Annotated in this window: 23 protein-coding genes; 10 read left to right on the top strand and 13 right to left on the bottom strand. The window is 71.6% G+C overall.

The annotated features are described in order from the left end of the window. Positions 1-21 precede the first annotated feature (21 nt). Both ACYVIH_RS11555 and ACYVIH_RS11550 read left to right on the top strand, forming a co-directional pair. Positions 22-723 carry an IspD/TarI family cytidylyltransferase gene (locus tag ACYVIH_RS11555; protein WP_460869443.1) on the top strand — a complete coding sequence of 234 codons (702 nt, stop codon included), beginning with the start codon at positions 22-24 and terminating at the stop codon, positions 721-723. Positions 724-753: 30 nt separating this feature from the next. Next, complete coding sequence (locus ACYVIH_RS11550) at positions 754-2,244, top strand: hypothetical protein (protein WP_460869442.1); 1,491 nt, start codon at positions 754-756, stop codon at positions 2,242-2,244. Here ACYVIH_RS11550 and ACYVIH_RS11545 read toward each other — a convergent pair. Both ACYVIH_RS11545 and ACYVIH_RS11540 read right to left on the bottom strand, forming a co-directional pair. Then, entirely contained in the window at positions 2,241-2,861 is a 621-nt protein-coding gene (locus tag ACYVIH_RS11545) for a 2-C-methyl-D-erythritol 4-phosphate cytidylyltransferase (RefSeq protein ID WP_460869439.1), read from the bottom strand. The genes ACYVIH_RS11550 and ACYVIH_RS11545 overlap by 4 nt on opposite strands. 70 nt (positions 2,862-2,931) lie before the next feature. Next, the gene (locus tag ACYVIH_RS11540; protein WP_460869437.1) at positions 2,932-3,417 is read right to left on the bottom strand and encodes a CarD family transcriptional regulator; all 486 of its coding nucleotides are present in this window, start codon (positions 3,415-3,417) and stop codon (positions 2,932-2,934) included. 269 nt (positions 3,418-3,686) lie between these two features. On the opposite strand from ACYVIH_RS11540, the gene ACYVIH_RS11535 reads away from it, so the two are divergent. Genes ACYVIH_RS11535 through ACYVIH_RS11525 form a run of 3 tightly spaced genes read left to right on the top strand, consistent with a single transcriptional unit; the run spans position 3,687 to position 5,746 of the window. After that, on the top strand, positions 3,687-4,403 hold the full coding sequence (locus ACYVIH_RS11535) for a UbiA family prenyltransferase (protein ID WP_460869435.1): 717 nt from the start codon (positions 3,687-3,689) through the stop codon (positions 4,401-4,403). A gap of 53 nt (positions 4,404-4,456) precedes the next feature. Continuing rightward, positions 4,457-4,936 (top strand): hypothetical protein, encoded by a 480-nt coding sequence (locus tag ACYVIH_RS11530; protein WP_460869433.1) that lies wholly within the window; start codon positions 4,457-4,459, stop codon positions 4,934-4,936. A gap of 51 nt (positions 4,937-4,987) precedes the next feature. Then, positions 4,988-5,746 (top strand): phosphoglyceromutase, encoded by a 759-nt coding sequence (locus ACYVIH_RS11525; RefSeq protein ID WP_460869431.1) that lies wholly within the window; start codon positions 4,988-4,990, stop codon positions 5,744-5,746. Between the two features lie 143 nt (positions 5,747-5,889). On the opposite strand, the gene ACYVIH_RS11520 is transcribed toward ACYVIH_RS11525, so the two are convergent. Together ACYVIH_RS11520 and phoU are read right to left on the bottom strand one after the other, a co-directional pair. Continuing rightward, positions 5,890-6,687, bottom strand: a complete 798-nt coding sequence (locus ACYVIH_RS11520; protein ID WP_460869428.1) for a maleylpyruvate isomerase family mycothiol-dependent enzyme — start codon at positions 6,685-6,687, stop codon at positions 5,890-5,892. A gap of 56 nt (positions 6,688-6,743) precedes the next feature. Further along, positions 6,744-7,400 (bottom strand): phosphate signaling complex protein PhoU, encoded by a 657-nt coding sequence (gene phoU / locus ACYVIH_RS11515; RefSeq protein ID WP_460869426.1) that lies wholly within the window; start codon positions 7,398-7,400, stop codon positions 6,744-6,746. A gap of 133 nt (positions 7,401-7,533) precedes the next feature. Between phoU and ACYVIH_RS11510 the strand changes: the two genes are divergently transcribed. After that, entirely contained in the window at positions 7,534-8,709 is a 1,176-nt protein-coding gene (locus ACYVIH_RS11510; protein ID WP_460869424.1) for a sensor histidine kinase, read from the top strand. Next, on the top strand, positions 8,706-9,383 hold the full coding sequence (locus ACYVIH_RS11505) for a response regulator (RefSeq protein ID WP_460869422.1): 678 nt from the start codon (positions 8,706-8,708) through the stop codon (positions 9,381-9,383). Before ACYVIH_RS11510 ends, ACYVIH_RS11505 begins: the two co-directional genes overlap by 4 nt. On the opposite strand, the gene ACYVIH_RS11500 is transcribed toward ACYVIH_RS11505, so the two are convergent. From ACYVIH_RS11500 to ACYVIH_RS11485, 4 genes are all read right to left on the bottom strand, one after another. Continuing rightward, positions 9,365-9,907 carry a type III secretion system chaperone family protein gene (locus tag ACYVIH_RS11500; protein ID WP_460869420.1) on the bottom strand — a complete coding sequence of 181 codons (543 nt, stop codon included), beginning with the start codon at positions 9,905-9,907 and terminating at the stop codon, positions 9,365-9,367. The two genes, ACYVIH_RS11505 and ACYVIH_RS11500, sit on opposite strands and share 19 nt — an antisense overlap. After that, the gene (gene mshA / locus ACYVIH_RS11495; RefSeq protein WP_460869419.1) at positions 9,904-11,175 is read right to left on the bottom strand and encodes a D-inositol-3-phosphate glycosyltransferase; all 1,272 of its coding nucleotides are present in this window, start codon (positions 11,173-11,175) and stop codon (positions 9,904-9,906) included. Before mshA ends, ACYVIH_RS11500 begins: the two co-directional genes overlap by 4 nt. 90 nt (positions 11,176-11,265) lie before the next feature. Beyond that, positions 11,266-13,932, bottom strand: a complete 2,667-nt coding sequence (locus ACYVIH_RS11490; protein ID WP_460869417.1) for an AMP-binding protein — start codon at positions 13,930-13,932, stop codon at positions 11,266-11,268. A gap of 58 nt (positions 13,933-13,990) precedes the next feature. After that, the gene (locus ACYVIH_RS11485) at positions 13,991-14,428 is read right to left on the bottom strand and encodes a hypothetical protein (protein WP_460869415.1); all 438 of its coding nucleotides are present in this window, start codon (positions 14,426-14,428) and stop codon (positions 13,991-13,993) included. 47 nt (positions 14,429-14,475) lie between these two features. Here ACYVIH_RS11485 and ACYVIH_RS11480 point away from each other — a divergent pair, with 47 nt between their 5' ends. After that, the gene (locus ACYVIH_RS11480) at positions 14,476-15,240 is read left to right on the top strand and encodes an SDR family NAD(P)-dependent oxidoreductase (RefSeq protein WP_460869413.1); all 765 of its coding nucleotides are present in this window, start codon (positions 14,476-14,478) and stop codon (positions 15,238-15,240) included. On the opposite strand, the gene ACYVIH_RS11475 is transcribed toward ACYVIH_RS11480, so the two are convergent. Together ACYVIH_RS11475 and ACYVIH_RS11470 are read right to left on the bottom strand one after the other, a co-directional pair. Then, positions 15,237-16,022 (bottom strand): SIR2 family NAD-dependent protein deacylase, encoded by a 786-nt coding sequence (locus ACYVIH_RS11475; protein ID WP_460869411.1) that lies wholly within the window; start codon positions 16,020-16,022, stop codon positions 15,237-15,239. The genes ACYVIH_RS11480 and ACYVIH_RS11475 overlap by 4 nt on opposite strands. Beyond that, positions 16,019-16,858 (bottom strand): enoyl-CoA hydratase-related protein, encoded by an 840-nt coding sequence (locus ACYVIH_RS11470; protein WP_460869409.1) that lies wholly within the window; start codon positions 16,856-16,858, stop codon positions 16,019-16,021. The genes ACYVIH_RS11475 and ACYVIH_RS11470 overlap by 4 nt, the downstream gene beginning before the upstream one ends. Before the next feature lie 101 nt (positions 16,859-16,959). On the opposite strand from ACYVIH_RS11470, the gene ACYVIH_RS11465 reads away from it, so the two are divergent. Next, positions 16,960-17,493, top strand: a complete 534-nt coding sequence (locus ACYVIH_RS11465) for a flavodoxin domain-containing protein (protein WP_460869407.1) — start codon at positions 16,960-16,962, stop codon at positions 17,491-17,493. A 322-nt stretch (positions 17,494-17,815) separates the two neighbouring features. Then, positions 17,816-19,714 carry a translational GTPase TypA gene (gene typA, locus ACYVIH_RS11460; RefSeq protein WP_460869405.1) on the top strand — a complete coding sequence of 633 codons (1,899 nt, stop codon included), beginning with the start codon at positions 17,816-17,818 and terminating at the stop codon, positions 19,712-19,714. Positions 19,715-19,826: 112 nt separating this feature from the next. Here typA and ACYVIH_RS11455 read toward each other — a convergent pair whose 3' ends face one another. The 3 genes from ACYVIH_RS11455 to ACYVIH_RS11445 are packed head-to-tail and all read right to left on the bottom strand — an operon-like array spanning position 19,827 to position 23,486. Next, the gene (locus tag ACYVIH_RS11455; RefSeq protein ID WP_460869403.1) at positions 19,827-20,996 is read right to left on the bottom strand and encodes an acyl-CoA dehydrogenase family protein; all 1,170 of its coding nucleotides are present in this window, start codon (positions 20,994-20,996) and stop codon (positions 19,827-19,829) included. A 54-nt stretch (positions 20,997-21,050) separates the two neighbouring features. After that, the gene (locus tag ACYVIH_RS11450; protein ID WP_460869401.1) at positions 21,051-22,397 is read right to left on the bottom strand and encodes an ABC transporter substrate-binding protein; all 1,347 of its coding nucleotides are present in this window, start codon (positions 22,395-22,397) and stop codon (positions 21,051-21,053) included. Positions 22,398-22,433: 36 nt separating this feature from the next. Beyond that, the gene (locus tag ACYVIH_RS11445; RefSeq protein WP_460869399.1) at positions 22,434-23,486 is read right to left on the bottom strand and encodes a branched-chain amino acid ABC transporter permease; all 1,053 of its coding nucleotides are present in this window, start codon (positions 23,484-23,486) and stop codon (positions 22,434-22,436) included. Position 23,487: the final 1 nt, after the last annotated feature.

Here is a 23,487-nt window from a genome sequence, read left to right as displayed (position 1 = left end):
CGGGCGGCTACCGTGTCCGCCGTGAACACACCTCGTACGGCGGTCGTGCTGCTCGCCGCAGGTGAGGGACGCCGGGTCGGCGCGGGCACCAACAAGGTCCTGCTGCCGCTGCTCGGCGAGCCGGTCTTCACCTGGTCGCTGCGCACCGTGCTCGGCCTCCCCGGCGTGACGCAGGTCGTGCTGGTCATCCGGCCCGAGGACCGCGCGGAGGTGGAGCGCGGGCTCGACCTCGTCGCCGAGCACCATCCCGGCGCTCAGGTGTGGATCGCCGCGGGAGGAAGCACCCGGCACGGCTCGGAGTGGAACGCGCTGCAGGTGATCGCGCCCGCCGTCGACGCCGGCGAGGTCGACGTGGTCGCGATCCACGACACCGCCCGTCCGCTGGCCGACGCCGCGCTGTTCGAGGCGGTGGCCGCGGCGGCGCACGAGCACGGTGGTGCGCTCCCGGTCCGACGACAGCGGTCCCTGCTCGCCCGTGATCGTGCCCGCGGCCTCGACAGCGACCTGGTCGCCGTACAGACCCCGCAGGCGTTCCGGGCCCGACCGCTCCTCGACGCCTACCGGCGGGCCGAGCGGGACGGGTTCACCGGCACCGACACCGCCTCGTGCGTGGAGGCCTACACCGACACCGTGATCCGGTGTGTGGACAGCCCGGCCACGAACATCAAGATCACCTTCCCCGAGGACGTCTCACTCGCCGAACGCCTGCTCCGCCAGGGATAACCCACCCGTGCGCGCCTCGTTGGTCACGGCATGCGACGCATCACCGCGGCTGCCGCCGCCCTGGCCACCACCGCCCTGCTCGCCGTCCCCGCGCTCGGGTCCGCCCCTGCCGCCGGTGCCCCCGGTGACCCGGTGGACCCGGCCGCGGAGCTGGCGAACTTCACCAAGCAGTCCGAGCGCGCGTCGGAGTACCTCACCCCCAAGGGCGTCACCGACCAGCTGACCCAGGGCGCGGAGTCGTTCACCGGCGGGCTCGTCGAGCAGCTGACCGACCCGGGCCGGCTGTTCCTCACCGACGTGTGCTGGTCGAAGTCGCTGGCCTGCGGCGGCGACCCGCGTCTGGCGCACTGGGACGAGCGCGGCTACGGGATCTCCGAGCCGGTGCACTTCACCGCCCGCAACGGCTCCACGATGGCCGGCCACGTGTGGGCGACCAAGGCCGGCCCGCGCAAGCGCCCGCTCGTGGTGATCACCAACGGGTCGGTGCAGGCCAGCGAGGAGCTCTACTGGTGGGCGGCGCAGACCCTCGCCAAGGCCGGGTACGTCGTGCTCACCCGCGACCCGCAGATGCAGGGCCGTTCGGACACCTTCGGCGCGGGTGACGACAGGTTCGACGGGTTCCCGTCCCAGACCACCGGCATCACCTTCTACGACCACACCCAGGACGCGATCGACTTCGCGCTCTCCCGGCCGGACCGCCCCTACTGCCCGCGCGAGAGCCGCTCCGGCGCCAGCCACTGCGACAAGCAGCGCACCCGCGTCGAGGATGGACTGGCCACCGCGTTCAACCCGTTCTGGCGGCTCGTCGACCGCACCCGGATCGGCCTGGCGGGACACTCGTACGGCGCCGCCGGGGTGAGCTGGGTCGGCCAGACCGACCGCCGCGTCGACGCCGTCGTCGCCTGGGACAACCTGTGCGACCCGACGCTGGAGCCGGAGTCGATCAACCCGCTCGAGGACGCCGGCGGGGTCGGCGCGGCGTGCCTCTCCGGCGGCCTCGGCAAGCCGAAGCTCCGGGTGCCCTCGCTGGGTCTCGCCGCGGACTACTTCCTGACCCCGACCCCGCACACCACCACACCCGACCCGGACGAGAAAGCCCTTGCCTCCAAGGCGTTCTCGAAGGCCGGTGTGGACACCGGAGAGATCGTGGTCCGAGGTGGGACGCACTACGAGTGGTCCTACCTGCCGCTGCCGGTGTTCGGGGCGACGCTGCGCGGCATCGACATGTCGGCGTGGTACACCACCGCCTGGTTCGACCGCTACGTCAAGGGCGACCGCTCCGCCCAGCGGCGACTGCTCACCGACCGGTGGACCCGCGACGGGCTCGAGGCGTCCGTGGACCCGACCGGCGACGGGAACCTGTACAGCTACCACTTCCGGTCCCGGCTCGACCTCGGCCACGACGGCGGCCGCCGGGTGCGCTGCGAGGACCTGCGACGTGGCTGCGCGGCGTTGACCTCGCGCGACGGGGCCGGGCCGTCGTACTCCTACCTGGCGATCGCGACCTCGGCGGACCGTTAGCCCTGTGCCGGCTGGGGATTCTCGCCCACTGCGAGCGCCTCGAGCAGTTTCAGCGACGACTCGTCCTCGACCCTCCTGGCCAGTGCCGGCGACTCCAGGAAGCGCACCTCGACGCGCTCGCGCAGCCGCGTCACGAGCGCCGCGAGGTCGTCGGTGTCGGGCCAGTCGTCGAGCCCGGCCACTACCGCGGCCGGGAGTACGACGGGTGACGTGACCGTCCAGAGGGCGTCCCGGTCGACCGTCTCCCCCACGACGCCGCCGGGGGCCGTCTTGATCGTGTCGGTCACCGGCTGCACCCCGACGACGACCACGTCGTCCTCGACGGCGAGCGCGATCGCCTTGCGCAGAAAGGGAATCGGCGTCAGTGGGCACAGCGGGTCGTGCAGCACCAACGGCCGCTCGGAGGAGCGGACGGCGGCGAACCCGGTGGTGAAGTCCAGCAGCTCGGCGCCGGCGTCCTCGAGGGCGAACGACGCGAGGGCCACGAGCGGCTCCCCGTCGAGGGTGGCGAACGGCATCGAGCCGCGCCCCGTCGTCGGCACCTGGCCCAGCGGCCGGGCCGACGGGTCGACGTCGTCGGGGAGGTCGGCGTACGGGTCGTGACAGCTCGTGCTCACCACCCCATCAGACCACGAAGGCCCCCGGGACGTTTCCGTCCCGGGGGCCTTGCACGTGTGCTGGACTGGGTTACGAGGCGAGAACCTCGTCGAGGAGGGCCTCTGCCTTGTCCTCGTTGGTGTGCTCGGCGAGCGCGAGCTCGGAGACCAGGATCTGACGGGCCTTGGCGAGCATCCGCTTCTCGCCGGCCGAGAGACCGCGGTCGCGCTCACGGCGCCACAGGTCCCGGACGACCTCGGCAACCTTCATCACGTCGCCGGAGTGCAGCTTCTCGAGGTTCGCCTTGTAGCGGCGCGACCAGTTGGTCGGCTCCTCGGTGTGCGCCGCGCGCAGCACCTCGAAGACTCGGTCCAGACCCTCCTTGTCGACCACGTCACGCACGCCCACGAGGTCCAGGTTGCAGGCGGGAACACGGACGACCAGGTCTTGCTGGGCGACGATGCGCAGTACGAGGTACTGCTTGTCCTCACCCTTGATCTGGCGGGTCTCGATGTCCTCGATTACTGCGGCCCCGTGATTTGGATAAACAACCGTTTCGCCGACGGTAAATGTCATGTGCCAAGTACCCCTTCCTAGGTGACTAGTCTAACACGTCCCGGAGCCGGGCCCTTTTGCGTTTGCCCAGGTCAGAGGCCGAATCGGGGCTTGACAGAGGCTCGATTCGTGTGCATTCGGCGGGACCGCCGACGCGCTCCGGTCCGTCGCGGGCCACTCGCGCGGCGAGCGTGCGGACTCCTCGGTGGCGCCCGAATCCCTTTGTTTTCTTCGGCGAACCCGCGAGGTGGTCCCGCGGTCGGCGGGCACGGTGGTCAATACTGCGAGCCATGAGCTACCCCAAGCAGCGGGGCGCGACAGTGTCACTCGTCCTGTCGAGCCACCCCGTCCAGGCGCTGACCATGGCGCTCGGGCTGGCGGGTGCCGCTGCGCTGACCGGCCGCACCACCCTGGAGGTGGGGCTGGTGCTGCTCACCGTGCTGCTCGGGCAGGTCACCGTCGGCTGGCTCGACGACGTGGCCGACCGCGAGCGGGACGCCCGGGTGGGCCGCCTGGACCGGCCGGTCGCGGCGGGGTGGGTCGACCCCGGCACGGTCACGTTCGCGGTCGCGGTCGTCGTACTCGTCCTGATCCCGCTCTCGATCGCCAACGGCACCTACGCCGGCCTGGCCTACCTCGGCGCGATCGTCTCCCTGTGGCTCTACGTCGGGTGGTTCAAGAAGACCGTGCTGTCCTGGCTGCCGTACGCCGTCGCGTTCGGCCTGCTGCCGGCCTTCCTGTCGTACGGCGGTCTCGGCGGTGGCATGCACGGCGGCCCACCGACCTGGGCGATGACCGTGCTGGCGGCGCTGCTCGGCATCGGCGTCCACTTCCTCACCGTGCTTCCGGACCTCGTGCAGGACAACGAGAACGGCGTCCGCCACCTCCCGCTGCGCATCGCGCTCCGGATCGGCGCGCCCAAGCTGCTGTGGGTCTCGGTGACCTGGACGGCGCTGGTCGCCGCCGGGATCGTGGTGGCAGGGCTCACGGTCGGCGTCGCTCGCTGACCGCTAGACTCCTGCCTGTTTTCTGGGCCGCCCCGAGAGGAACCGTGGAGCACGTGAACGTCACCCTTCGCCGCAGCATCGCCACCGCAGCAGCCGTGCTCCTGGTGCCGGCGCTCTCCGCCTGCGGGTTCGACCGGCCGACCGACCGGGTCTACAACCCCGGCGTCGGTGTGAACGACCGCTCCGGCTCCGTGGACGTCCTGCACGCGCTGGTGGTCTCCGGCGAGGACGGCAGCGGCACCGTCGTCGCGGGTCTGGTCAACAACGACCTCGAGGAGGCCGACGCGCTCACCGGGATCCAGGGCGCCGGCGAGGACCGGGCGGTCTCGGTCACCCTCGACGGCGACGTGGAGATCCCGGCCCGCGGGTCGGTCCAGCTCGTCGACGAGACCGAGGTCTCGGTCGAGGGCGAGAGCGTCGCCCCGGGCAACTTCGTGACGCTGACCTTCTCCTTCGAGCGCGGTGCCAACGTCACCCTGGACGTGCCCGTGGTGGACCGCCGCGGCGACTACGCCGACGTCCCGGTGCCGTAGGTCACGCCACTGCCCCTCTCGGCGCCGCGGCGCCGCCGATAGGCTGTCGCCATGAGTGCTGACGCCCCGTACACGCTGGTGCTTCTCCGCCACGGCGAGAGCGACTGGAACGCCAAGAACCTCTTCACCGGCTGGGTCGACGTGCCCCTCACCGAGAAGGGCCGCGACGAGGCGATCCGCGGCGGCTCGCTGATGACCGAGGCCGGCGTACTCCCCGACGTGCTCCACACCTCGGTGCTGCGCCGGGCGATCGCCACCGCACAGCTCGCGCTCGACGCCTGCGACCGGCACTGGATCCCGGTCAAGCGGTCCTGGCGCCTCAACGAGCGGCACTACGGCGCGCTGCAGGGCAAGAACAAGAAGGAGACCCTGGAGCAGTACGGCGAGGAGCAGTTCATGCTCTGGCGCCGCTCCTACGACACCCCGCCGCCCCGCATCGAGGACGACGACGAGTGGTCGCAGATCGGCGAGGCCCGCTACGCCGACCTGCCCGACGAGATCGTCCCCCGCACCGAGTGCCTCGCCGACGTGGTCGAGCGGATGCTCCCCTACTGGTACGACGCGATCGTGCCCGACCTGCGTGCCGGCCGGACCGTCTGCGTCGCGGCGCACGGCAACTCGCTGCGCGCGCTGGTCAAGCACCTCGACGACATGAGCGAGGAGGCCGTCGTCGGCCTCAACATCCCGACCGGCATCCCGCTGGTGTACCGGCTCGACCAGAACATGCGGCCGCTCGAGCGCGGCGGGCAGTACCTCGACCCCGACGCAGCTGCCGACGCGATCAAGGCGGTCGCCGCGCAGGGTCGCTGACCCTCCCCGAAGCCCCCGGGCGGCGTCACGATCGTTCATCTGAGCTGTTGTGACGCCGTCCGCGCATGGATCGACGTCACAACGGTTCAGGTGAACGGTGGTGACGGCCGACCGCGTGCGCTGTTGTCGCTCCCCCCGGCGGCTCAGGGGGTGAGCGGGGAGGCCAGGAACGCGCCGGGGTCGCCGTGGACGGTGATCGCCGGGTTGTCCCCAGGCAGCCGCTTCCACAGCAGCAGCATCAGCGCGGCTGCAGGCCCCGCGACGACGTCGGTGTCGCGGCCGTTCCGCTGACGGGGCACGGGGAACGGCCCCGGCAGCTCCGCCGGGTCGCCCACGACCGGAGGCCCGCCGTCGGTGGCCGGCGTGACCAGCCAGGAGTCACCGGTGTCGGTCGCCTCGAGCAGCACGGGCCCTTCGAGGCGGGCCGGGAAGCCACGGGCGTGCATCCGCGGCAGGAACACCTCGAGCACCTCGGCGATGCCGTCGGCGGCCACGGCAGGCGGCAGGTGCGTCGTACGCCCTGAGCAGCGGTGCAGGTCGACCAGGTGCACCAGGGTCTCGTGGGTCTGCCGGCGCGGCCAGAACGCCGCGGTGCGGTGCCCCGCGGAGAACGTCCAGCACGGGCTGTCGGGGTCGGCGGCACGGAGTACGGCGAGCAGGTCCTCGGCCTTCGCGAGGTACCACTCCGCGACGGTCCTCGCACGCCGGGAGCCAGGGTGGTCCTCCAGCTCGGGGGCCGCGCGACCGGTCTCCACGATCGTCGCCGCCCACGCGTGCACGTTGCCCAGGTGGCAGACCAGGTCGTATGACGTCCACCCCGGACAGCTCTTCACGGGCACAGCCATGTCGGTGGTGCGGGCAGCCGTGACGAACTCGGCGGAGACAGCGGCGAAGGCGCCCACGAAGTCGACGGGCGGGGCCGCGGGCCCAGGCGACGGCATGGCGCCCATCATGGCACCGTCGCCGCCCCGATGGGGTGATGCAGAGTGGGCGCGGCTCAGGGTTCCAGGCTGACCGGGTGCTCGCCGGTGACCAGGAAGACGACGCGACGGGCCAGCGAGACGGCGTGGTCGGCGATCCGCTCGTAGTAGCGGCCGAGCAGCGCCATGTCGATGGCCGGCTCGACGCCGTACGCCCAGTCGTCGCTGAGCATCTGCCGGAACGACGAGCGGCGCAGCTGGTCCATCTCCTCGTCGCAGCGCTCGAGCTCGATCGCGGCCTGCACGTCGCGGTCGGCGATGACGTTCTCGACCTTGCCGACCATCTCCTCGGCGACCTCGGCCATCCGCTTGACGGTCGGCAGCATCTGGTCGGGGATGGCCACGTCGGGCACCCGCAGCCGGGCGATCTTCGCGACGTGCACCGACAGGTCGCCCATCCGCTCGAGGTCGGAGACCATCCGCAGGGCGGCGACGAGCATCCGCAGGTCGCCGGCCACCGGCTGCTGAAGGGCGAGCAGCTCGAAGCTGAGCTCCTCGATGCGCTCCCGCTCGGAGTCGATGTGCGCGTCGTGCGAGATGACCTGCTCGGCGAGCTCCGCGTCCGCCTCGAGGAGGGCTCGGGTGGCCTGGTGCACCGCGATCCCCACCTCGTGGGTCATGGTCACCAGCTCGTCGATGACGGCGTCCAGCTGCTCGATATAGGCATCACGCATGGGGTACACCGTAATGACACCGGGAGAACAGGAGAAGTTGCGGCGTGAACGCGAGATGAACAGCGGCTGAAACCACGGTCGAGGGAACCCCGGAGCGGCGAACAGCCGGTGAGCATCTGCGTACGATCGAGCCGTGGACCCGACGACACAGGCCCTGCTGTTCGCGCTGCTCGGCGCGGTGCTCGGCGGCGGTGTCGTCCTGGCCTGGCGGTTCAGCGAGCACCAGCAGCAACGGGTTGCGCCGCACGAGGAGCCGGCCGTCCCGACCGGGGTCGCGACCGTCCTCGGCGTCCTGCGCAGCAGCGCGCTGGTGGTCGACCAGAACGACCAGGTGCTCAAGGCCTCGGCGCCGGCGCACGCCCTCGGCCTGGTGCGCGGCCGGGAGGTGGCCGTCGACGAGCTCGCCGACCTGGTGAGGCAGGTACGCCGGGACGGGCAGATCCGCGAGACCGAGCTGACCCTGACCCGGGGCCGGTCCACGGCACCGATCCACGTCACCGCCCGGGTGGCGCCGCTCAGCTCGCGGCTGGTGCTCGCGCTGCTCGAGGACCGCACCCGCGAACGCCGGGTGGAGGCGATCCGGCGCGACTTCGTCGCCAACGTCTCCCACGAGCTGAAGACCCCGGTCGGGGCGATCGCGCTGCTCGCCGAGGCGGTCCGCGAGGCCTCCGACGACCCGGAGGCCGTGGAGCGCTTCGCGGCCCGGATGCAGAAGGAGAGCGAGCGGCTCGGCCGGCTGGTCCAGCAGATCATCGAGCTGTCCCGGCTCCAGGGCGACGAGCCGCTCGAGGAGCCGGCCCCGGTCGACGTCGACGAGATCATCGCTCGCGCCCTGGACGCCAACGTGATCGACGCCGAGGCCAAGCAGATCACCGTGGTGCAGGACGGCGACCGCGGGCTCGTCGCCCTCGGCAGCGCCGACCAGGTTGCGGTCGCCGTGGGCAACCTGGTCGCCAACGCGGTCGCCTACTCTCCCGACGGGTCGACGGTCGTGGTCTCCGCACGGACCGACGACCTGATGGTCGAGATCACCGTCACCGACCAGGGCATCGGCATCCCGGCCGACGAGCTCGACCGGATCTTCGAGCGGTTCTACCGGGTCGACCCCGCGCGGCGCCGCTCGACCGGCGGCACCGGCCTCGGGCTCTCGATCGTCAAGCACGTGGCGGCGTCCCACGGCGGTGAGGTCCGGGTGTGGTCCTCACCAGGACACGGGTCCTCGTTCACGCTCACGCTCCCGCGCCGTACATCGACGTACACCCAGCGGGACCCGATCCAGCACACCAGCAGCCAGGAGGCACGCCCGTGACGCGGGTACTCGTCGTCGAGGATGAAGAGAGCTACAGCGACGCCTTGGCGTACATGCTCCGCAAGGAGGGGTTCGAGGTCGGCATCGCCGCCACCGGGCCCGACGCGATCGCGGAGTTCGACCGGGCCGGGGCCGACATCGTGCTGCTCGACCTGATGCTGCCCGGGATGCCGGGGACCGAGGTGTGCCGGGTGATCCGGCAGTCCTCGAACGTGCCGGTGATCATGGTCAGCGCCAAGGACAGCGAGGTGGACAAGGTGGTCGGGCTCGAGCTCGGCGCCGACGACTACGTCACCAAGCCGTACTCACCGCGCGAGCTGGTCGCCCGGATCCGCGCGGTGCTGCGCCGCGGGACCGAGCCCGACCTGGCCCCGGCGACCCTGGAGGCCGGCCCGGTGCGGATGGACGTCGAGCGGCACGTCGTGACCGTCGGGGGTGAGGAGACCAAGCTCCCGCTCAAGGAGTTCGAGCTGCTGGAGATGTTCCTGCGGAACCCCGGCCGCGTGCTGACGCGCGGCCAGCTGATCGACCGGGTGTGGGGGTCGGACTACGTCGGCGACACCAAGACCCTGGACGTGCACGTGAAGCGGCTGCGCGCCAAGATCGAGCCCGACCCGGCCAACCCGGTGCACCTGATCACCGTGCGCGGGCTGGGCTACAAGCTCGAGGTCTGAGCCGGCGGATCCTCGTCGCGCTCGAGCCAGCCGCGGAACGCCTCGAGGTTGCGGGTGGACTCGCCGCGCGACTTGCGCCACTCCCACTCCTTGCGGATGGACGTGGCGAAGCCGAGCTCCAGGATGGTGTTGAACGACTCGTCGGCATAGCTGAGCACCGCGCCGAGCAGGCGGTCCACCTCGTCGGGGGTCACCGACGACAGCGGCAGCCGGCCGTCGAGGTAGATGTCGCCGAGGTGGTCCACGGCGAACGCGACGGCGTACATCTTCAGGTTCCGCTCGAGCAGCCAGCGGTAGACCCGCTCGTGGTTCTCGTCGGGCCGCCGCGCGACGAACGCGTGGATGCCCAGGGCGTGCTCGCCGACGTCGAACCGGCACGGGGTCTGCAGCTTCTTCTCCCCGGGCAGGGTGACCGAGTAGACCCCCGGCGAGAGCTCCTTCCACTCCAGCTCGTGGGCGTCGAAGACCTCGCGCAGGGTCGACGCAGCGGCCTCCTGCAGCGGGGACATGGTCGCTTCGGTCACGGGAACATCCCTTCGATGTCGCTGCGCATGACGGCCCGGGCCCGGCGGTAGACCTCGATCGTCCGGTCGGCGGTCACCTCCCAGGCGAACCCGGCTGCCTGGAGCACCGCGCCACGCGAGAGCTCCTCGCGGAAGGCCGGTTGGTGCAGGACCCGCTCGAACGCGCGGGCGTAGTCGGCCGGGTCGTGCCCCTCGACGAGCAGGCCGGAGACCCCGTGGCGGACCGCGGTGGTGAGGCCGCCCACGGCGGCGGCCACGACCGGCGTACCGGCAGCCTGTGCCTCGACCGCGACCAGACCGAAGGACTCGTTGTACGACGGGACGCAGACCAGCGTCGCGGCGGAGTACCAGTCGACGAGCTCGGCCTGTGACACCGGCGGCACGAAGCGGACCACGTCGTCGAGGCCGAGCGAGGTGGCCAGCTGGGCGAGCGACTCGGGGTGCTCCAGCCCGCTGCCCGACGGCCCGCCGACCACCGGCACGACGACCCGGGAGCGCAGGGAGGGGTCCCGCTCGAGCAGCACCGCGACCGCTCGGAGGAGCACGTCGGGGGCCTTCAGCGGCTGGATCCGGCCCGCGAACATCAGCACGTGGGCGTCCTCGGGCAGCCCGAGCCGGGCCCGTGCGGCGCTCTGCGTGCCCGGCCGGAAGACGCTGAGGTCGACGCCGGGGTGGACCACCTCGACCCGGCCGGCGTCGGCGTCGTACAGGTTGATCAGCTGCTTGGCCTCGATGTCGGTGTTGGCGATCAGCATGTCGGCGGCGTCCACCACCTGCTCCTCGCCGATCACCCGCGCCCGCGGCTCGGGGGTGTCGCCCTCGGCGAGCATCTCGTTCTTGACCTTGGCCATGGTGTGCATCGAGTGCGCGAGCGGGACGCTCCACCGGTCGCGGACCAGGGCGCCGACCTGCCCGGAGAGCCAGTAGTGGCTGTGCACGAGGTCGTACCAGCCCTGCTCGTGGCCGGCCTCGGCGCGCAGCACCTCACGGGCGAACGCGCACAGCTGCGGCGGGAGGTCCTCCTTGCGCAGCCCCTCGAACGGGCCGGCGTGCACGTGGTGGACGTGGACGCCGGGCAGCGCCTCGACCACCGGCGGCAGCGCCGACGTCGTCGCCCGGGTGAAGATCTCGACCTCGACGTCACGCGCGGCGAGCCGCTTGGCCAGCTCGATCACGTAGACGTTCATGCCGCCCGCGTCGCCGGTGCCTGGCTGGTCGAGCGGCGAGGTGTGCAGGCTGATCATCGCGACCCGCCTCAGGGCGGTCACGTCGTCAGGCTGGTCGAACGGTGCGGACGTCACGAAAGGGCATACCTCCGGTGGGAGAACCACCGAGGATTGTTCCCCATTCCGTCCCGGTCATCCCCGGGCGGTCACCGGGGTGGGCTCGGCGTCGCGCAGTGCCGCCCGGGTCCGCCGTACGACGAGCGGGGCCAGCCGCTCGGCCGCCTGCCAGACGACGATCCCCGCGAGCAGGGAGAGCACGGTCGCCAGCCACGGCAGCCGGTCCTCGAGGTAGGGGTACACCTGCCAGTGCACGAGGTAGATGTACAGCGACGCGCCGGCCAGGGTGGCGGTCAGCCGGGCAGCCCAGGCCGGGAGCCGGACCGAGCCGACCCAGACCAGGGCGAGCATCCCGCCGAGCACGACGGCCTCACGGGCGACGTCGCCGAAGAACCCGGGCACGGTCGCGACGAGCACCGCCGAGACCAGCAGCCGCTGCGAGCGGGTCGTGGCCCGCACCGTCGCCCAGCCGAGGGCGAACAGCCAGAAGAGCACGTTGGCGCGGTGGATCGTGTCGCCGCCGGCCAGCTCGACGACCTCGAACCGGGTGAGCAGCCCGAGCCCGGCGAGCATCATCGGCAGCCAGAACGGCCAGCGTCGCTCGGCGCGGTCGACGACCGGCAGCGCCATGACCACGGTGAGCACGAGCAGCGTGTAGACCAGCGCCTCGATGAACCAGTAGTGCCAGGCCGGCTCGGTCCAGCTCGCCGGGCCGAGCACGCCGTTGAGCAGCAGCGCGTTGCGCCAGCCCAGCCCGTCGGTCCAGGTCGCGAACAGGCCGACCAGCAGCGCCGAGGGTACGGCGATCCGGGCGATGCTCGACAGCATCCGGCGCACCCGTGCCCCGCGGTCGATCCCGGTCAGCTGGAAGCGGGCGAAGTTGAACCCCGCGACGCCGAGCAGCACGTGCGCGCCGCCGAGGACCACGAACAGGTTGGCGTGCGAGCCGACGATGGCGACGATCGCCAGGGCGCGCAGCAGCACGTTCGTCTCGACCGAGCGGCCTCGCGCGACCGGGCCGGGTCGTGGCGCGAGCTCGGCGATCGGCGTGACGTGCCAGTCGGGCGGGAGGTGGCCGAGCACCTCCTCCACCCGGATCGAGGCCTCGACGTAGGACAGCGAGTCGCCCTGGAGCGAGACGAACGAGTCGTCGTCGTGCACCTGGTCCCGGCGGAGCACCTCGGCGTACACCTCGCGCAGCCGCTCGAGCGCCTCCTGATTCCCATGTTGACGTGGTAATCCGGTACTTGGCACGGGCCGCAACCCGTGCAAAGTGCCGGTTTTCCACGTTGACATGGGAAACCGCGGGGCCAGCGCCGCCACCGAGCGGTAGTCGATCTTCCCGTTGGGCAGCCGCGGGATCTCGCGCACAGGGCAGACCGTGACCGCGCTCGCGGGCAGGCCGGCGATCTCCCGGGCAACGGTCAGGACCCGCTCGGTGTCGACCGGGGCGGCGTCGTCGGAGACCGCGACCACGAGCCGTTCGCCGGCGGGACCCTCGGCGGTCGCGCAGGCGCCCAGGATCCCCTCGGCGCCGTAGGCCCGCTCGACCTGGTCGAGGTCGATGCGCAGCCCGAAGATCTTCGCGAACCGGTTGCGGCGGCCGACGATCTCGAACAGCCCTTCAGGGGTACGACGGGCGACGTCGCCGGTGTGCAACGAGGAGGTGACCCGGCCCAGCGCGAGGTCGGCCGGCGCCTCGGCGTACCCGAGCATCACGTTGGCGCCGTCGTACACCAGCTCACCGACCTCCGGCTCGCCGTCCCGAGCCAGCGGGAGCTCGGGCAGCGGCTCCAGCCGGAACGAGCCGCCGGGGATCGGCACGCCGATCGAGCCGGGTGAGGTCAGCGCGAGGTCGGGCGGCAGGTAGGCCATCCGGGCGGTGGCCTCGGTCTGGCCGTACATCACGAACAGGTCCCAGCCGTGCGACCGGCCGAGCCCGGCGTAGCGGCGCACCCGGTCGGGTGCGAGCCGGCCGCCGGCCTGGGTGACGTAGCGCAGCGTGGGCAGGTCCATCGCCTCGAAGCCCACCCGCTCGAGCAGCTCGAAGGTGTAGGGCACCGCGGCGAACGTCGTGGCACCGGCGGCGCGGAACTGGTCCCAGAAGCAGCGGTCGACCACCGACAGCGAGGTCAGCATCACCGAGGCGCCGGCCAGCAGGTGGCTGTTGACCACCGACAGGCCGTAGCAGTAGTGGATCGGCAACGTGGTCGCGGCGACGTCGCTGGGCCGGATCGCGAGGTACTCCGCGATCGAGGCGGCGTTGGCCTGCACGTTCTCCGCCGACAGCCGGACCAGCTTCGGGGAGCCGGTGGACCCGGAGGTCGAGAGCAGCAGCGCGAGGTCGGGGTGCAGGTCGTGCGCGGTGCCGGCGCGGCGCTCGTCGAGGGACCCGTCCGCGTGGGCCACCACGTCGGGGTCGTAGGCGTCGACGATCGGCTGCAGGTGGCCGGGGTGGTCGCCGGGGACCAGGATCACCGGGTGTCCGGCGGCCAGCGCGGCGAGGTAGGTGACCAGCGCCTCGAGCTCGTTGGCGCCGGCCAGCAGGACCAGACGCCGGGTGGGGCCGAGCGCGGCCGCCCGGCGCTCGACCCGGCGGGCGAGCTCGGCGTAGCTCAGCTCCTCCCCGGAGGTGCGCACCGCCACCGCGTCGCCGTGGTCCGCCAGCCGACGCGCGAACGGCACGCCCTCGCCCAGCGCGGGCAGGGGCGCGCACAGACCGGGGTGGGGCGCGACGGACACCGGACCAGGGTATTAGGTTTGCCTTACCTCAGCCAAACCGCCGGATCAGTCCGGTGGCTCAGCGCGCCGCACGACGGCCGCGCACCGGAGCCGGCGGCTCCGCCTGGGTGGCCCCCACGTCGCGCGCAGGTGGCCGGCGCCGGAACCCCCAGCCACCGAGCACCAGGGCGAGCACGGCGGCCAGCAGCCGGGTCGCCTCGTCGCGCAGCCAGCCGTCGGCGTCCCACGCCGCCTTGATCCCCTGGTCGAGCAGCTGCCAGACCATCATCACCAGCAGCGGTGTGGCCAGGGCGACGACGGCGCGCAGCCAGACCGGCGCGGTCTCGACCAGGGTGTACCCGGCCGCGGCGAGCGCGACGACCAGCAGCCCGAGCCCGACCACGAGGAGGACGTCGGCGACACCGGCGGCGGTGCCCGCCGCGACCAGGCCGACCCGCGCCAGCCAGACCACACCGCCCAGGACAGCAGCGATCGACGCGATTCTCCTCGGGTCCATGGGCACAGTCTGCCCCCTCGAAGGTGGGGCCTGCCAGAATCTGCGCCATGGCCGCACATGATGAGACAGCCGTCCGGACAGCCGTGGTCACCGGCGCGAGCAGCGGGATCGGTGCGGCGACCGCCCGGCGCCTGGCCGAGGAGGGCTACCACGTGTTCTGCGCCGCCCGTCGTGCGGACCGGGTCGAGGCGCTCGCCCGCGAGATCGGGGGTACGGCGGTCGCCTGCGACGTGACCTCCACCGACGAGGTCGCCGCGCTCGCCGAGCGGGTCGGACCGACCCTGGCCGTGCTGGTCAACAACGCCGGCGGCGCCTTCGGGTCCGACCCGGTCGCCGAGGCCGACCCCAACGACTGGCGGGCGATGTACGAGGTGAACGTGATCGGCCTGCTCAACGTCACCAAGGCGCTGCTGCCCGCGTTGGTCGCCAGTGGCGACGGGGTGATCGTGAACGTCGGCTCGACGGCCGGGCGGATCGCCTACGAGGGCGGCGCCGGCTACACCGCCGCCAAGCACGGCACCCAGGTGGTCACCGAGACGCTCCGGCTGGAGCTGTGCGGACAGCCGGTGCGTGTCACCGAGATCGCACCGGGGATGGTGAAGACCGACGAGTTCGCGCTGGTGCGCTTCGAGGGCGACCGCGAGAAGGCGGAGGCGGTCTATGCCGGGGTCGCCGAGCCGCTGGTCGCCGAGGACGTCGCGGACGCGATCGGCTGGGTGGTCACCCGGCCCTCGCACGTGAACATCGACGAGCTGGTGATCCGGCCGCGCGCCCAGGCCGCCCAGCACAAGGTGCACCGGGTCTTCGACTAGCCGAGCGGTTCCAGCCCTGCCACGGCGGCAGGCAGCACCTCGCCGGCGCGGCCGCGGACGACCAGGGTCGCCAGGTCGTCGAGCGGGGTCGGCTCGTCGTTGACGACGACCAGCCGGGCGCCGGAACGCACCGCCCACACCGGCAGGTCGGCGGCCGGGAAGACCTGCAGCGACGACCCGACCGCCAGCATCAGGTCCGCGGTGGTGGCCAGCGCGGTGGCGCGGTCGACCGCCCGCTCGTCGAGCACCTGCCCGAAGGAGATCGTCGCCGACTTCACCAGGCCGCCGCAGACCGGACAGTGCGGGTCGGGGTCGCCGGCGTCCAGCTGCTCGAAGGCCCAGGTGTAGGCCGCGGTGAAGCCACACCCGTCGGGGGTCCCGTGCCGGGGCCGGTGCCCGATGCAGACCACCTCGCGGGCGGTGCCGTGCACCTCGACGACCTCGGTGGACCCCGCGAGCTGGTGCAGCCCGTCGATGTTCTGGGTGATCACGCCGTGCCCGCGGCCGGTGCGCTCGATCGCGGCGATCGCCCGGTGTGCGGCGTTGGGCTGCACGTCCTTGGCGAAGAACTCCCGGCGCATCGCCCACGAGCCTGCTCGCACGTCGGCGGAGTCGACGTACCTGTCGAAGGTGAAGTCGCGCGGGTCGTTGCGGGTCCACACCCCGCCCGGCGAGCGGAAGTCGGGGATGCCGGACTCGGTGGAGACCCCGGCGCCGGTGAACGCGGTGACCCGGCGGCTCTCCGCGAGCAGGCCGGCCAGCCGCGTCAGCGGCTGGGTCATCTCCCGGCCCCGCCGAACTGCGGCTTCTCCTTGGCCAGGAACGCGCGGACGCCCTCGCGGAAGTCCGCGGCGCCGTAGACCTTCTCCAGCCGCTCGACGTCGTCCGCGGGCGAGACCTCGAGCGCGTCGGAGCGGCGGAGCAGCTGCTCCTTGGTGGCGGTGATCGTCATCCGCGACGCCGCCCGCACGCCTTGCACCAGCCGGCCGATCTCCTCGTCGAGCAGCTCGGGGGGTACGACGGTCATCACCGCCCCCACCGCGTAGGCCCGATCCGCCTCGACGAGCCGGGAGGCGAGCAGCATCTCCCGGGTCAGCGACTCGCCGAACACCGACGCGCAGCGGTAGACGATGAACGCCGACAGCGCGTTGCCCAGCGTGCGTGCGATCGGGTAGCCGAACCGCGCTCCGTCGGCGGCGATGCGCAGGTCGCAGTGGGTGGCCACGGCCAGCCCGCCGCCGACGCAGACCCCCTCGACGGCGGCAACGGTCACCTGCGGCAGCTCGGCGATCGCCCGGAGCACCCGGCCGACCTTCGCCTCGTAGGCGACCCCGTCCTCGCCGGTGCCGAGCGAGGTGAACTCCGAGATCTCGTTGCCAGCGGCGAACGCGCGACCGCCCGCGCCGCGGAACACCACCACGCGGGTCGCCGGGTCTTCGTGCAGCTCCGCGCACACGTCCAGGAGCCCGGCGTAGGTGCCGCTGGTGAAGGCGTTGTGCCGCTCGGGGCGGTTGAACACCACCTCGACCACGCCCAGCCTCCGGCGGACCAGCAGGTCCCCGTCCGCCAGCCGTCGCTCGGTCGCCTGCTCGTCGTACTCGGTCTCGTCTGCGCCCACGGCCGACAGCGTAAGCCCGCCCGCGGTTTGCCCGATCCGGGACGTCGGCCTCTTCCCGGAGTACGGCGGCCGCCCGACTCTGGAGGGTGGAGGTGATCGAGATGCGCGTTCTGGTCACGTACGCGAGCAAGCACGGCAGCACCCAGGGCATCGCCGAACGGATCGGCGAGGACCTGCGCAGCGACGGTTACGAGGTCGACGTGCTGGAGGCCAAGCGGGCCGGCCGGGCCGACGGGTACGACGCGGTCGTCGTGGGCAGCGCCGCCTACGCGATGCACTGGATGCGCGAGGCGTCGTCGTTCGTGAAGAAGAACAAGGAGACCCTCGCGCACAGGCCGCTGTGGTTCTTCAGCAGCGGCCCGCTGGGCACCGACAAGGTCGACAAGGAGGGCAACGACGTCGCCGAGGCGTCCCTGCCGAAGGAGGCGCAGGAGTTCGCGTTCCTCAACCCGCGCGACCATCACGTGTTCTGGGGTGCGCTCGACATGGACGAGCTGGGTTTCGGCGGCCGGATGCTGATGAAGATGCCGGCGGCCCGGGAGAACATCCCGCAGGGCGACTTCCGCGACTGGGACGACATCGACCGGTGGGCGCACGGCATCGCCCACGGGCTCGCGAGCGAACCGGGCCGGTGACCGTGCGGCCGGAGCGGCTGGCCGCACGCGCCGGGGCAGCCACGCTCGGCCTCGGGGCGCTGGGCATGGCGTTCGAGCGCGCCGACCTCTCGACTCGTCGGTCTGAGCCGCTCCGACAAGGCCGTGCTCGCCGGCGGGATCGCCTGGGTCGCCTTCCAGGACGCTGCCCAGGTCGCCCAGAGCTCCTGCCCTACCCGTTGTTCGTCGCCTGGCTCGTCGGCGTGGTCGTCACCCTGGGGCGCCGCTGACGCTCGATTCCGGGATGTGCCCGGTCCCCCGGTAGACTGGACCGTCTCCCACCCCACATCCCGAAGGCTTTCGCATGTCCGAGAACACCCTGTCCCGCGCCGACCTGCGCAACGTCGCGATCGTCGCGCACGTCGACCACGGCAAGACCACGCTGGTCGACGCGATGCTCTGGCAGGGCGGCGCCTTCGGTGAGCACCAGCACGTCGACGAGCGGGCGATGGACTCCGGTGACCTCGAGCGCGAGAAGGGCATCACGATCCTCGCGAAGAACACCGCGATCCGCTACACCGGCGCGGCCGCCCAGGGCGTCGAGGGCGGGGCGATGACGATCAACATCATCGACACCCCGGGGCACGCCGACTTCGGTGGCGAGGTGGAGCGCGGGCTGTCCATGGTCGACGGGATCGTGCTGCTCGTGGACGCCTCCGAGGGGCCGCTGCCGCAGACCCGGTTCGTGCTGCGCAAGGCGCTCAACGCCGACATGCCCGTCGTACTCGTGGTCAACAAGGTGGACCGCTCCGACGCCCGGATCAGCGAGGTCGTCGACGAGACCTACGAGCTGTTCATGGACCTGCTCGACGACAGCCACAGCGCCGACGCGCTGGACTTCCCGGTCGTCTACGCGAGCGCGAAGGCGGGCCGTGCGTCGCTGGAGATGCCGGAGAACGGCGGGCTGCCGGACTCGGAGAACCTCGAGCCGCTCTTCCAGACCATCATCGACACGATCCCCGCTCCGACGTACCACGCCGACGCACCGCTGCAGGCGCACGTGACCAACCTGGACTCCTCGCCGTTCCTCGGCCGCCTCGCGCTGGTGCGCATCAAGGAGGGCACGCTGAAGAAGGGCCAGCAGGTCGCGTGGATGAAGCGTGACGGGTCGGTGAGCAACGTCAAGATCACCGAGCTGCTGGTCACCGAGGGCCTCGAGCGCAAGCCCGGCGAGTCCGCCGGCCCCGGCGACATCGTTGCCATCGCGGGCATCCCCGAGATCATGATCGGCGAGACCCTGGCCGACCCGAACGACCCGAAGGCGCTGCCGCTGATCACGGTCGACGAGCCGGCGATCTCGATGACGATCGGCACCAACACCTCCCCGCTCGCGGGACGGGTGAAGGGCTCGAAGGTCACCGCGCGACTGGTCAAGGACCGGCTCGACTCCGAGCTGGTCGGCAACGTGTCGATCAACGTGCTGCCGACCGAGCGGCCCGACGCCTGGGAGGTGCAGGGCCGCGGCGAGCTGGCGCTGGCGATCCTCGTCGAGCAGATGCGGCGTGAGGGCTACGAGCTCACCGTCGGCAAGCCGCAGGTGGTCACCAAGGAGATCAACGGCAAGGTCCACGAGCCCGTCGAGCGGCTGACCATCGACGCGCCCGAGGAGTACCTCGGCACGATCACCCAGCTGCTCGCTGTCCGCAAGGGCCGCATGGAGCAGATGACCAACCACGGCACCGGCTGGGTCCGGATGGAGTTCCTGGTGCCCGCGCGTGGCCTGATCGGCTTCCGCACCGAGTTCCTCACCGACACCCGCGGCACCGGCATCGCCCACCACGTGTTCGAGGGCTACGAGCCGTGGGCCGGCGAGATCCGGTCCCGTGCCACCGGTTCGCTGGTCGCCGACCGGGCGGGCGCTGCCACGTCGTACGCCATGACCAACCTGCAGGAGCGCGGCACGATGTTCGTCGAGCCGACCACCGAGGTCTACGAGGGCATGATCGTCGGGGAGAACTCCCGCGAGGACGACATGGACGTCAACATCACCAAGGAGAAGAAGCAGACCAACGTGCGCTCCTCCACCGCCGACAACTTCGAGAAGCTGATCCCGCCGAAGAAGCTCTCCCTCGAGCAGTGCCTGGAGTTCTGCCGCGAGGACGAGTGCGTCGAGGTCACCCCCGAGGCGGTCCGGATCCGCAAGGTCGTCCTCGACCAGAACGAGCGGTCCCGGTCCGCCGCCCGCGCCCGCCGCAACGCCTGACGCGGGTCGCCCGCGCCCGTCGAACATGCAGCTAGGCGAACCGGCCGGCCGCCGTACGCCTGGAGACCTCCCGACAGGGAGCTAGCTGCATGTTCGACGGACCAGCCGGGGCTCAGCCGAGGTGGCCGCGGACGCTGACGTGCCCCTTCAGCAGGTTACGGGCGATCGTACGGCGCTGGATCTCGTCGGTGCCCTCGTAGGTCCGCAGCAGGCGCAGCTCGCGGTACCACCGCTCGACGGGCAGCTCGCGGGTGTAGCCCATCCCGCCGTGGATCTGCAGCACCCGGTCGACGATCTCGTTGGCCCGCACGCCGCCGTACAGCTTGGCCATCGACTGCGCCTGCCGTGAGTCGAGACCGGCGTCGACCTGCCACGCGGCCGCGAGCACCAGCCAGCGCAGCGCCTCGATCTCGACCGCGGAGTCAGCGATCATCCACTGGATGGCTTGGCGCTCGGCGATCGGCTTGCCGAAGGTGACCCGGTTGCGGGCGTGCTCCATGCCCATCTCGACCAGCCGCTCGCAGGCGCCGAGGGCCCGGGCGGGCAGCAGGTAGCGGCCCTTGCCGATCCAGCGCATCGCCAGCTCGAAGCCCTTGCCCTCCTCGCCGAGGATCGCCGAGTGCGGGACCCGGACGTCCTCGAACACCAGCGAGGCCGGACCCCACTCGCCCATCGTGTCGATGTGCTCCGAGCGCCAGCCCTGGTCCCGGTCGACGAGGAAGCAGGTCACCCCGCCGTCGGCGCCGCGCTCCTTGTCGGTGACCGCGAAGACCATGCAGAAGTCGGCCTCGTTGCCGCCGGTGATGAACGTCTTCTCGCCCTTGATCACCCACTCGTCGCCGTCGCGCACGGCCGACGTGCGGATCGCGCGGGCGTCGGACCCGGCGCCCGGCTCGGTGATCGCGAAGCAGCTGCGGCGATCCCCGTTGATGGTCGGGACCAGGTAGCGCTCCTTCTGCTCGTCGTTGGCGTAGTAGAGGATGTTGTCGGCGTCGCCGGCGAACCTGAACTGCACGAACGAGCGGCCGAGCTCGACCTCGACGAGTGCGTTCATCACCGCACCGAGGCCCATCCCGCCGTACTCCTCCGGCGTGTGCACGCCGAAGAAGCCGGAGGCTTTCGCCTTGTCCTGAAGGGCTTTGAGCTCCTCGTCCTTCAGGCCGCGCTCGTTGCGGCGCTCGCGGGCGAGCACCTCGGGCTCGAGCGGCATGATCTCCTTGCGCACGAAGGTGCGCACCCACTCGCGGATCTCGCGTTCTTCGTCGGAGAGGTTCAGGTCCATCCGGTTCCGCCTTGTCTGGTGTGTCGGGGTGCGACGGGGTCAGAGGTACGGCGGTCAGCCGACCGGCTCGACCTCGGGCAGGCCGCTGTCGGACGGAGCGTCGTCCGCCTGTCCTGAGGAGTCCTCCTCGATCGGGGCGTCGCCGATGTCGGTGACGAGCACCGGGGTCAGCTCCTTGGTGGCCTCGCCCTGGATCTCGACGAGCTGCACACCGGAGATGCCCATGTGGCTGTCGGCGCTGTAGCGGAACGGCGCGAGCTGCGGGCCCTCGAGCTCGGTGCCGACCTCCTCGAGCGCCTCGACGATCCCGTCGCGGGTGGGGTTCTCGCCGGCTGCCATCAGCGCCTGCACGAACGCGTAGGCGTGCGACATGCCGTAGATCCGGTAGTTGGTGAGCTCGCCGTCCTTGCCGTGCTCGTCCCACACCTTCTGCCACAGCTGCGTCCACGGGCTGTCGGGGGTGTCGACACCGGGGATGTACTCCGAGGTCAGCACGCCGTCCAGCGCGCCACCGCCCTCGACCGCGCCCTCGGAGAACTTCGCGAGCAGACCGCCGACGAGCGCCGGGTCGGAGCCGATCGAGCTGTAGAACCACTTCGGCTTGTAGCCGATCTTCATCGCGACCAGCTGGCTGAGCGCGGTGTAGGAGGGGGTGTTGAAGCCGAGGACCAGGTCGGCGCCCTTGGCCTGCAGCCCGGCGATCTGCGGGGCGACGTCGGTGTTGCCCGAGGTGTAGCGCTCGACCGCGACGATCTGCTTGTCGAGGTACTGCCGCACGCCCTTCTCGCTGTCGACGCCGAGGTCGTCGTCCTGGAGGAACAGCCCGACCTTGGCGTCGGGCATGTTCTCGGCGACGTACTGGCCGATGATCTTGCCCTCGATCTCGTAGTCGGGCTGCCAGCCGAAGGTGTAGGGCTTCTCCTCGGGGTTGTCGCCCCACTGCAGGGAGCCGGAGGAGACGAACAGGTCCGGCACGCCCTCGCTGTTGAGGAAGTCCACGACCGCGCTGTGCGTGGGGGTGCCGAGGCCGCCGACCATCGCGAAGATCTCGTCCTGGAGCACGAGCTCGTTGGTGACCTGGCTGGTGTTCGTCGGGTTGTAGCCGTCGTCGCGGACGATGTACTCGATCGTGCGGCCGTTCACGCCGCCGGCGGCGTTGACGTAGTCGAAGTAGGCCTGAGCCCCGGTCGGGATCTCGCTGTAGCCGGGCGACGCGACGCCGGTCAGCGGGAAGTGCGCGCCGATCGTGATCGTGTCCTCGGTGATTCCGACGTCGGAGGCCTCACCGCCCCCGCCGTCGCCCTCCGACTCACGCTCGGCGCCGGCTCCGCACGCCGCGACCATCGCGCCTGTCGTGATGACGCTGGTGACCAGCGTCAGCTTCCTGGTCAGTCTCCTCATGGTGTCCTGCCTCCTGATGTTCGACGAATCCACCTGCTACGAGCCAGAAGTCCGACGGCGCCACCACCCCCGCACGCTGCCGACGATCCCGGCCGGGGCCAGCAGGATCACCAGCACCATCGTCAGGCCGTAGACCAGCGGCGAGAGCTCGGCCGCCTGGAGGGCCGACAGCCCCATGTCCTGCCCGAGGTTCGTGACGACCTGCGGCAGGAAGGTCAGCAGCGCGGCACCGATCAGCGCGCCGAGGAGGCTGCCCAGACCGCCGAGCACGACAGCGGTGAGCAGCGTCAGCGAAAGCGCGAGAGTGAACCCGCTCGGTGCCGTGATCCGCACGGCCATCGCCATCACCCCACCGGCGAGCCCGGCGGCCGCGGCGCTCACCACGAACGCCAGCACCCGGGCGCGGCCGAGGTTGATCCCCGCGATCTCGGCGGCGACCTCGTCGTCGCGCACCGCGCGCCAGACCCGGCCGACGCGGCTCCGGGAGAGGTTCGCCAGCAGCACGAAGGTGAGGATCAGCGCCAGCCAGCCGATGTAGGCGATGTAGCGGCTGCGGGTCACCTCGTTGGCGGTGAGGAAGAAGACGGCGTCGGCGAACCAGTCCGGGATGTCGGGCACCCGGACGTTCAGCCCCTGCTCGCCGCCGAGGGTGTCGCCGAAGAACAGCGCGATCCCGGGTACGGCGATCGCCAGGGCCAGCGTGGCACCGGCGATGTAAGGGCCGTGCAGCCGAGCCGCGGCGACACCGACAACTGCCCCGATCACCAGGGTGACCAGCGTTGCGGCGGCGAGCACGCCCACGACCGGGAGCACCGGCTCGGTGTCCTGGTAGAACAGCGCGGTCGTGTAGGCGCCGATCGCCATGAACGCCCCGTGGCCCAGCGACAGCTGGCCGTTGAGGCCGGTCAGCACGGTGAGCCCGCCGGCGGCGATGCCGAGGTAGGCCATCGAGGCAAGCTGGGCGTTGCGGAACGCGCTGGTGCTCTCCAGCACCACGACCACGACCACCAGGCCCGCGAGTGCGAGCAGCAGGTGGCGGAGCAGGGTCGAGGTGCGGAACCGTTCCCGGGCGGCGGCGATCGCGGTCATG

The sequence above is a fragment of the Nocardioides pakistanensis genome (assembly GCF_054781215.1).
Note: the sequence above shows the minus strand (reverse complement) of the source record. Positions and strands in the feature narration are given on the sequence as shown.

What these genes read in the sequence shown, in the direction of transcription:
- ACYVIH_RS11550 (WP_460869442.1), top strand. Translation starts at nt 754, where the DNA reads ATGCGACGCATCACCGCGGCTGCCGCCGCCCTGGCCACCACCGCCCTG.
- ACYVIH_RS11540 (WP_460869437.1), bottom strand. Translation starts at nt 3,417, where the DNA reads ATGACATTTACCGTCGGCGAAACGGTTGTTTATCCAAATCACGGGGCC.
- ACYVIH_RS11535 (WP_460869435.1), top strand. Translation starts at nt 3,687, where the DNA reads ATGAGCTACCCCAAGCAGCGGGGCGCGACAGTGTCACTCGTCCTGTCG.
- ACYVIH_RS11525 (WP_460869431.1), top strand. Translation starts at nt 4,988, where the DNA reads ATGAGTGCTGACGCCCCGTACACGCTGGTGCTTCTCCGCCACGGCGAG.
- ACYVIH_RS11520 (WP_460869428.1), bottom strand. Translation starts at nt 6,687, where the DNA reads ATGCCGTCGCCTGGGCCCGCGGCCCCGCCCGTCGACTTCGTGGGCGCC.
- phoU (WP_460869426.1), bottom strand. Translation starts at nt 7,400, where the DNA reads ATGCGTGATGCCTATATCGAGCAGCTGGACGCCGTCATCGACGAGCTG.
- ACYVIH_RS11485 (WP_460869415.1), bottom strand. Translation starts at nt 14,428, where the DNA reads ATGGACCCGAGGAGAATCGCGTCGATCGCTGCTGTCCTGGGCGGTGTG.
- ACYVIH_RS11480 (WP_460869413.1), top strand. Translation starts at nt 14,476, where the DNA reads ATGGCCGCACATGATGAGACAGCCGTCCGGACAGCCGTGGTCACCGGC.
- ACYVIH_RS11475 (WP_460869411.1), bottom strand. Translation starts at nt 16,022, where the DNA reads ATGACCCAGCCGCTGACGCGGCTGGCCGGCCTGCTCGCGGAGAGCCGC.
- ACYVIH_RS11465 (WP_460869407.1), top strand. Translation starts at nt 16,960, where the DNA reads ATGCGCGTTCTGGTCACGTACGCGAGCAAGCACGGCAGCACCCAGGGC.
- typA (WP_460869405.1), top strand. Translation starts at nt 17,816, where the DNA reads ATGTCCGAGAACACCCTGTCCCGCGCCGACCTGCGCAACGTCGCGATC.
- ACYVIH_RS11455 (WP_460869403.1), bottom strand. Translation starts at nt 20,996, where the DNA reads ATGGACCTGAACCTCTCCGACGAAGAACGCGAGATCCGCGAGTGGGTG.
- ACYVIH_RS11450 (WP_460869401.1), bottom strand. Translation starts at nt 22,397, where the DNA reads ATGAGGAGACTGACCAGGAAGCTGACGCTGGTCACCAGCGTCATCACG.
- ACYVIH_RS11445 (WP_460869399.1), bottom strand. Translation starts at nt 23,486, where the DNA reads ATGACCGCGATCGCCGCCGCCCGGGAACGGTTCCGCACCTCGACCCTG.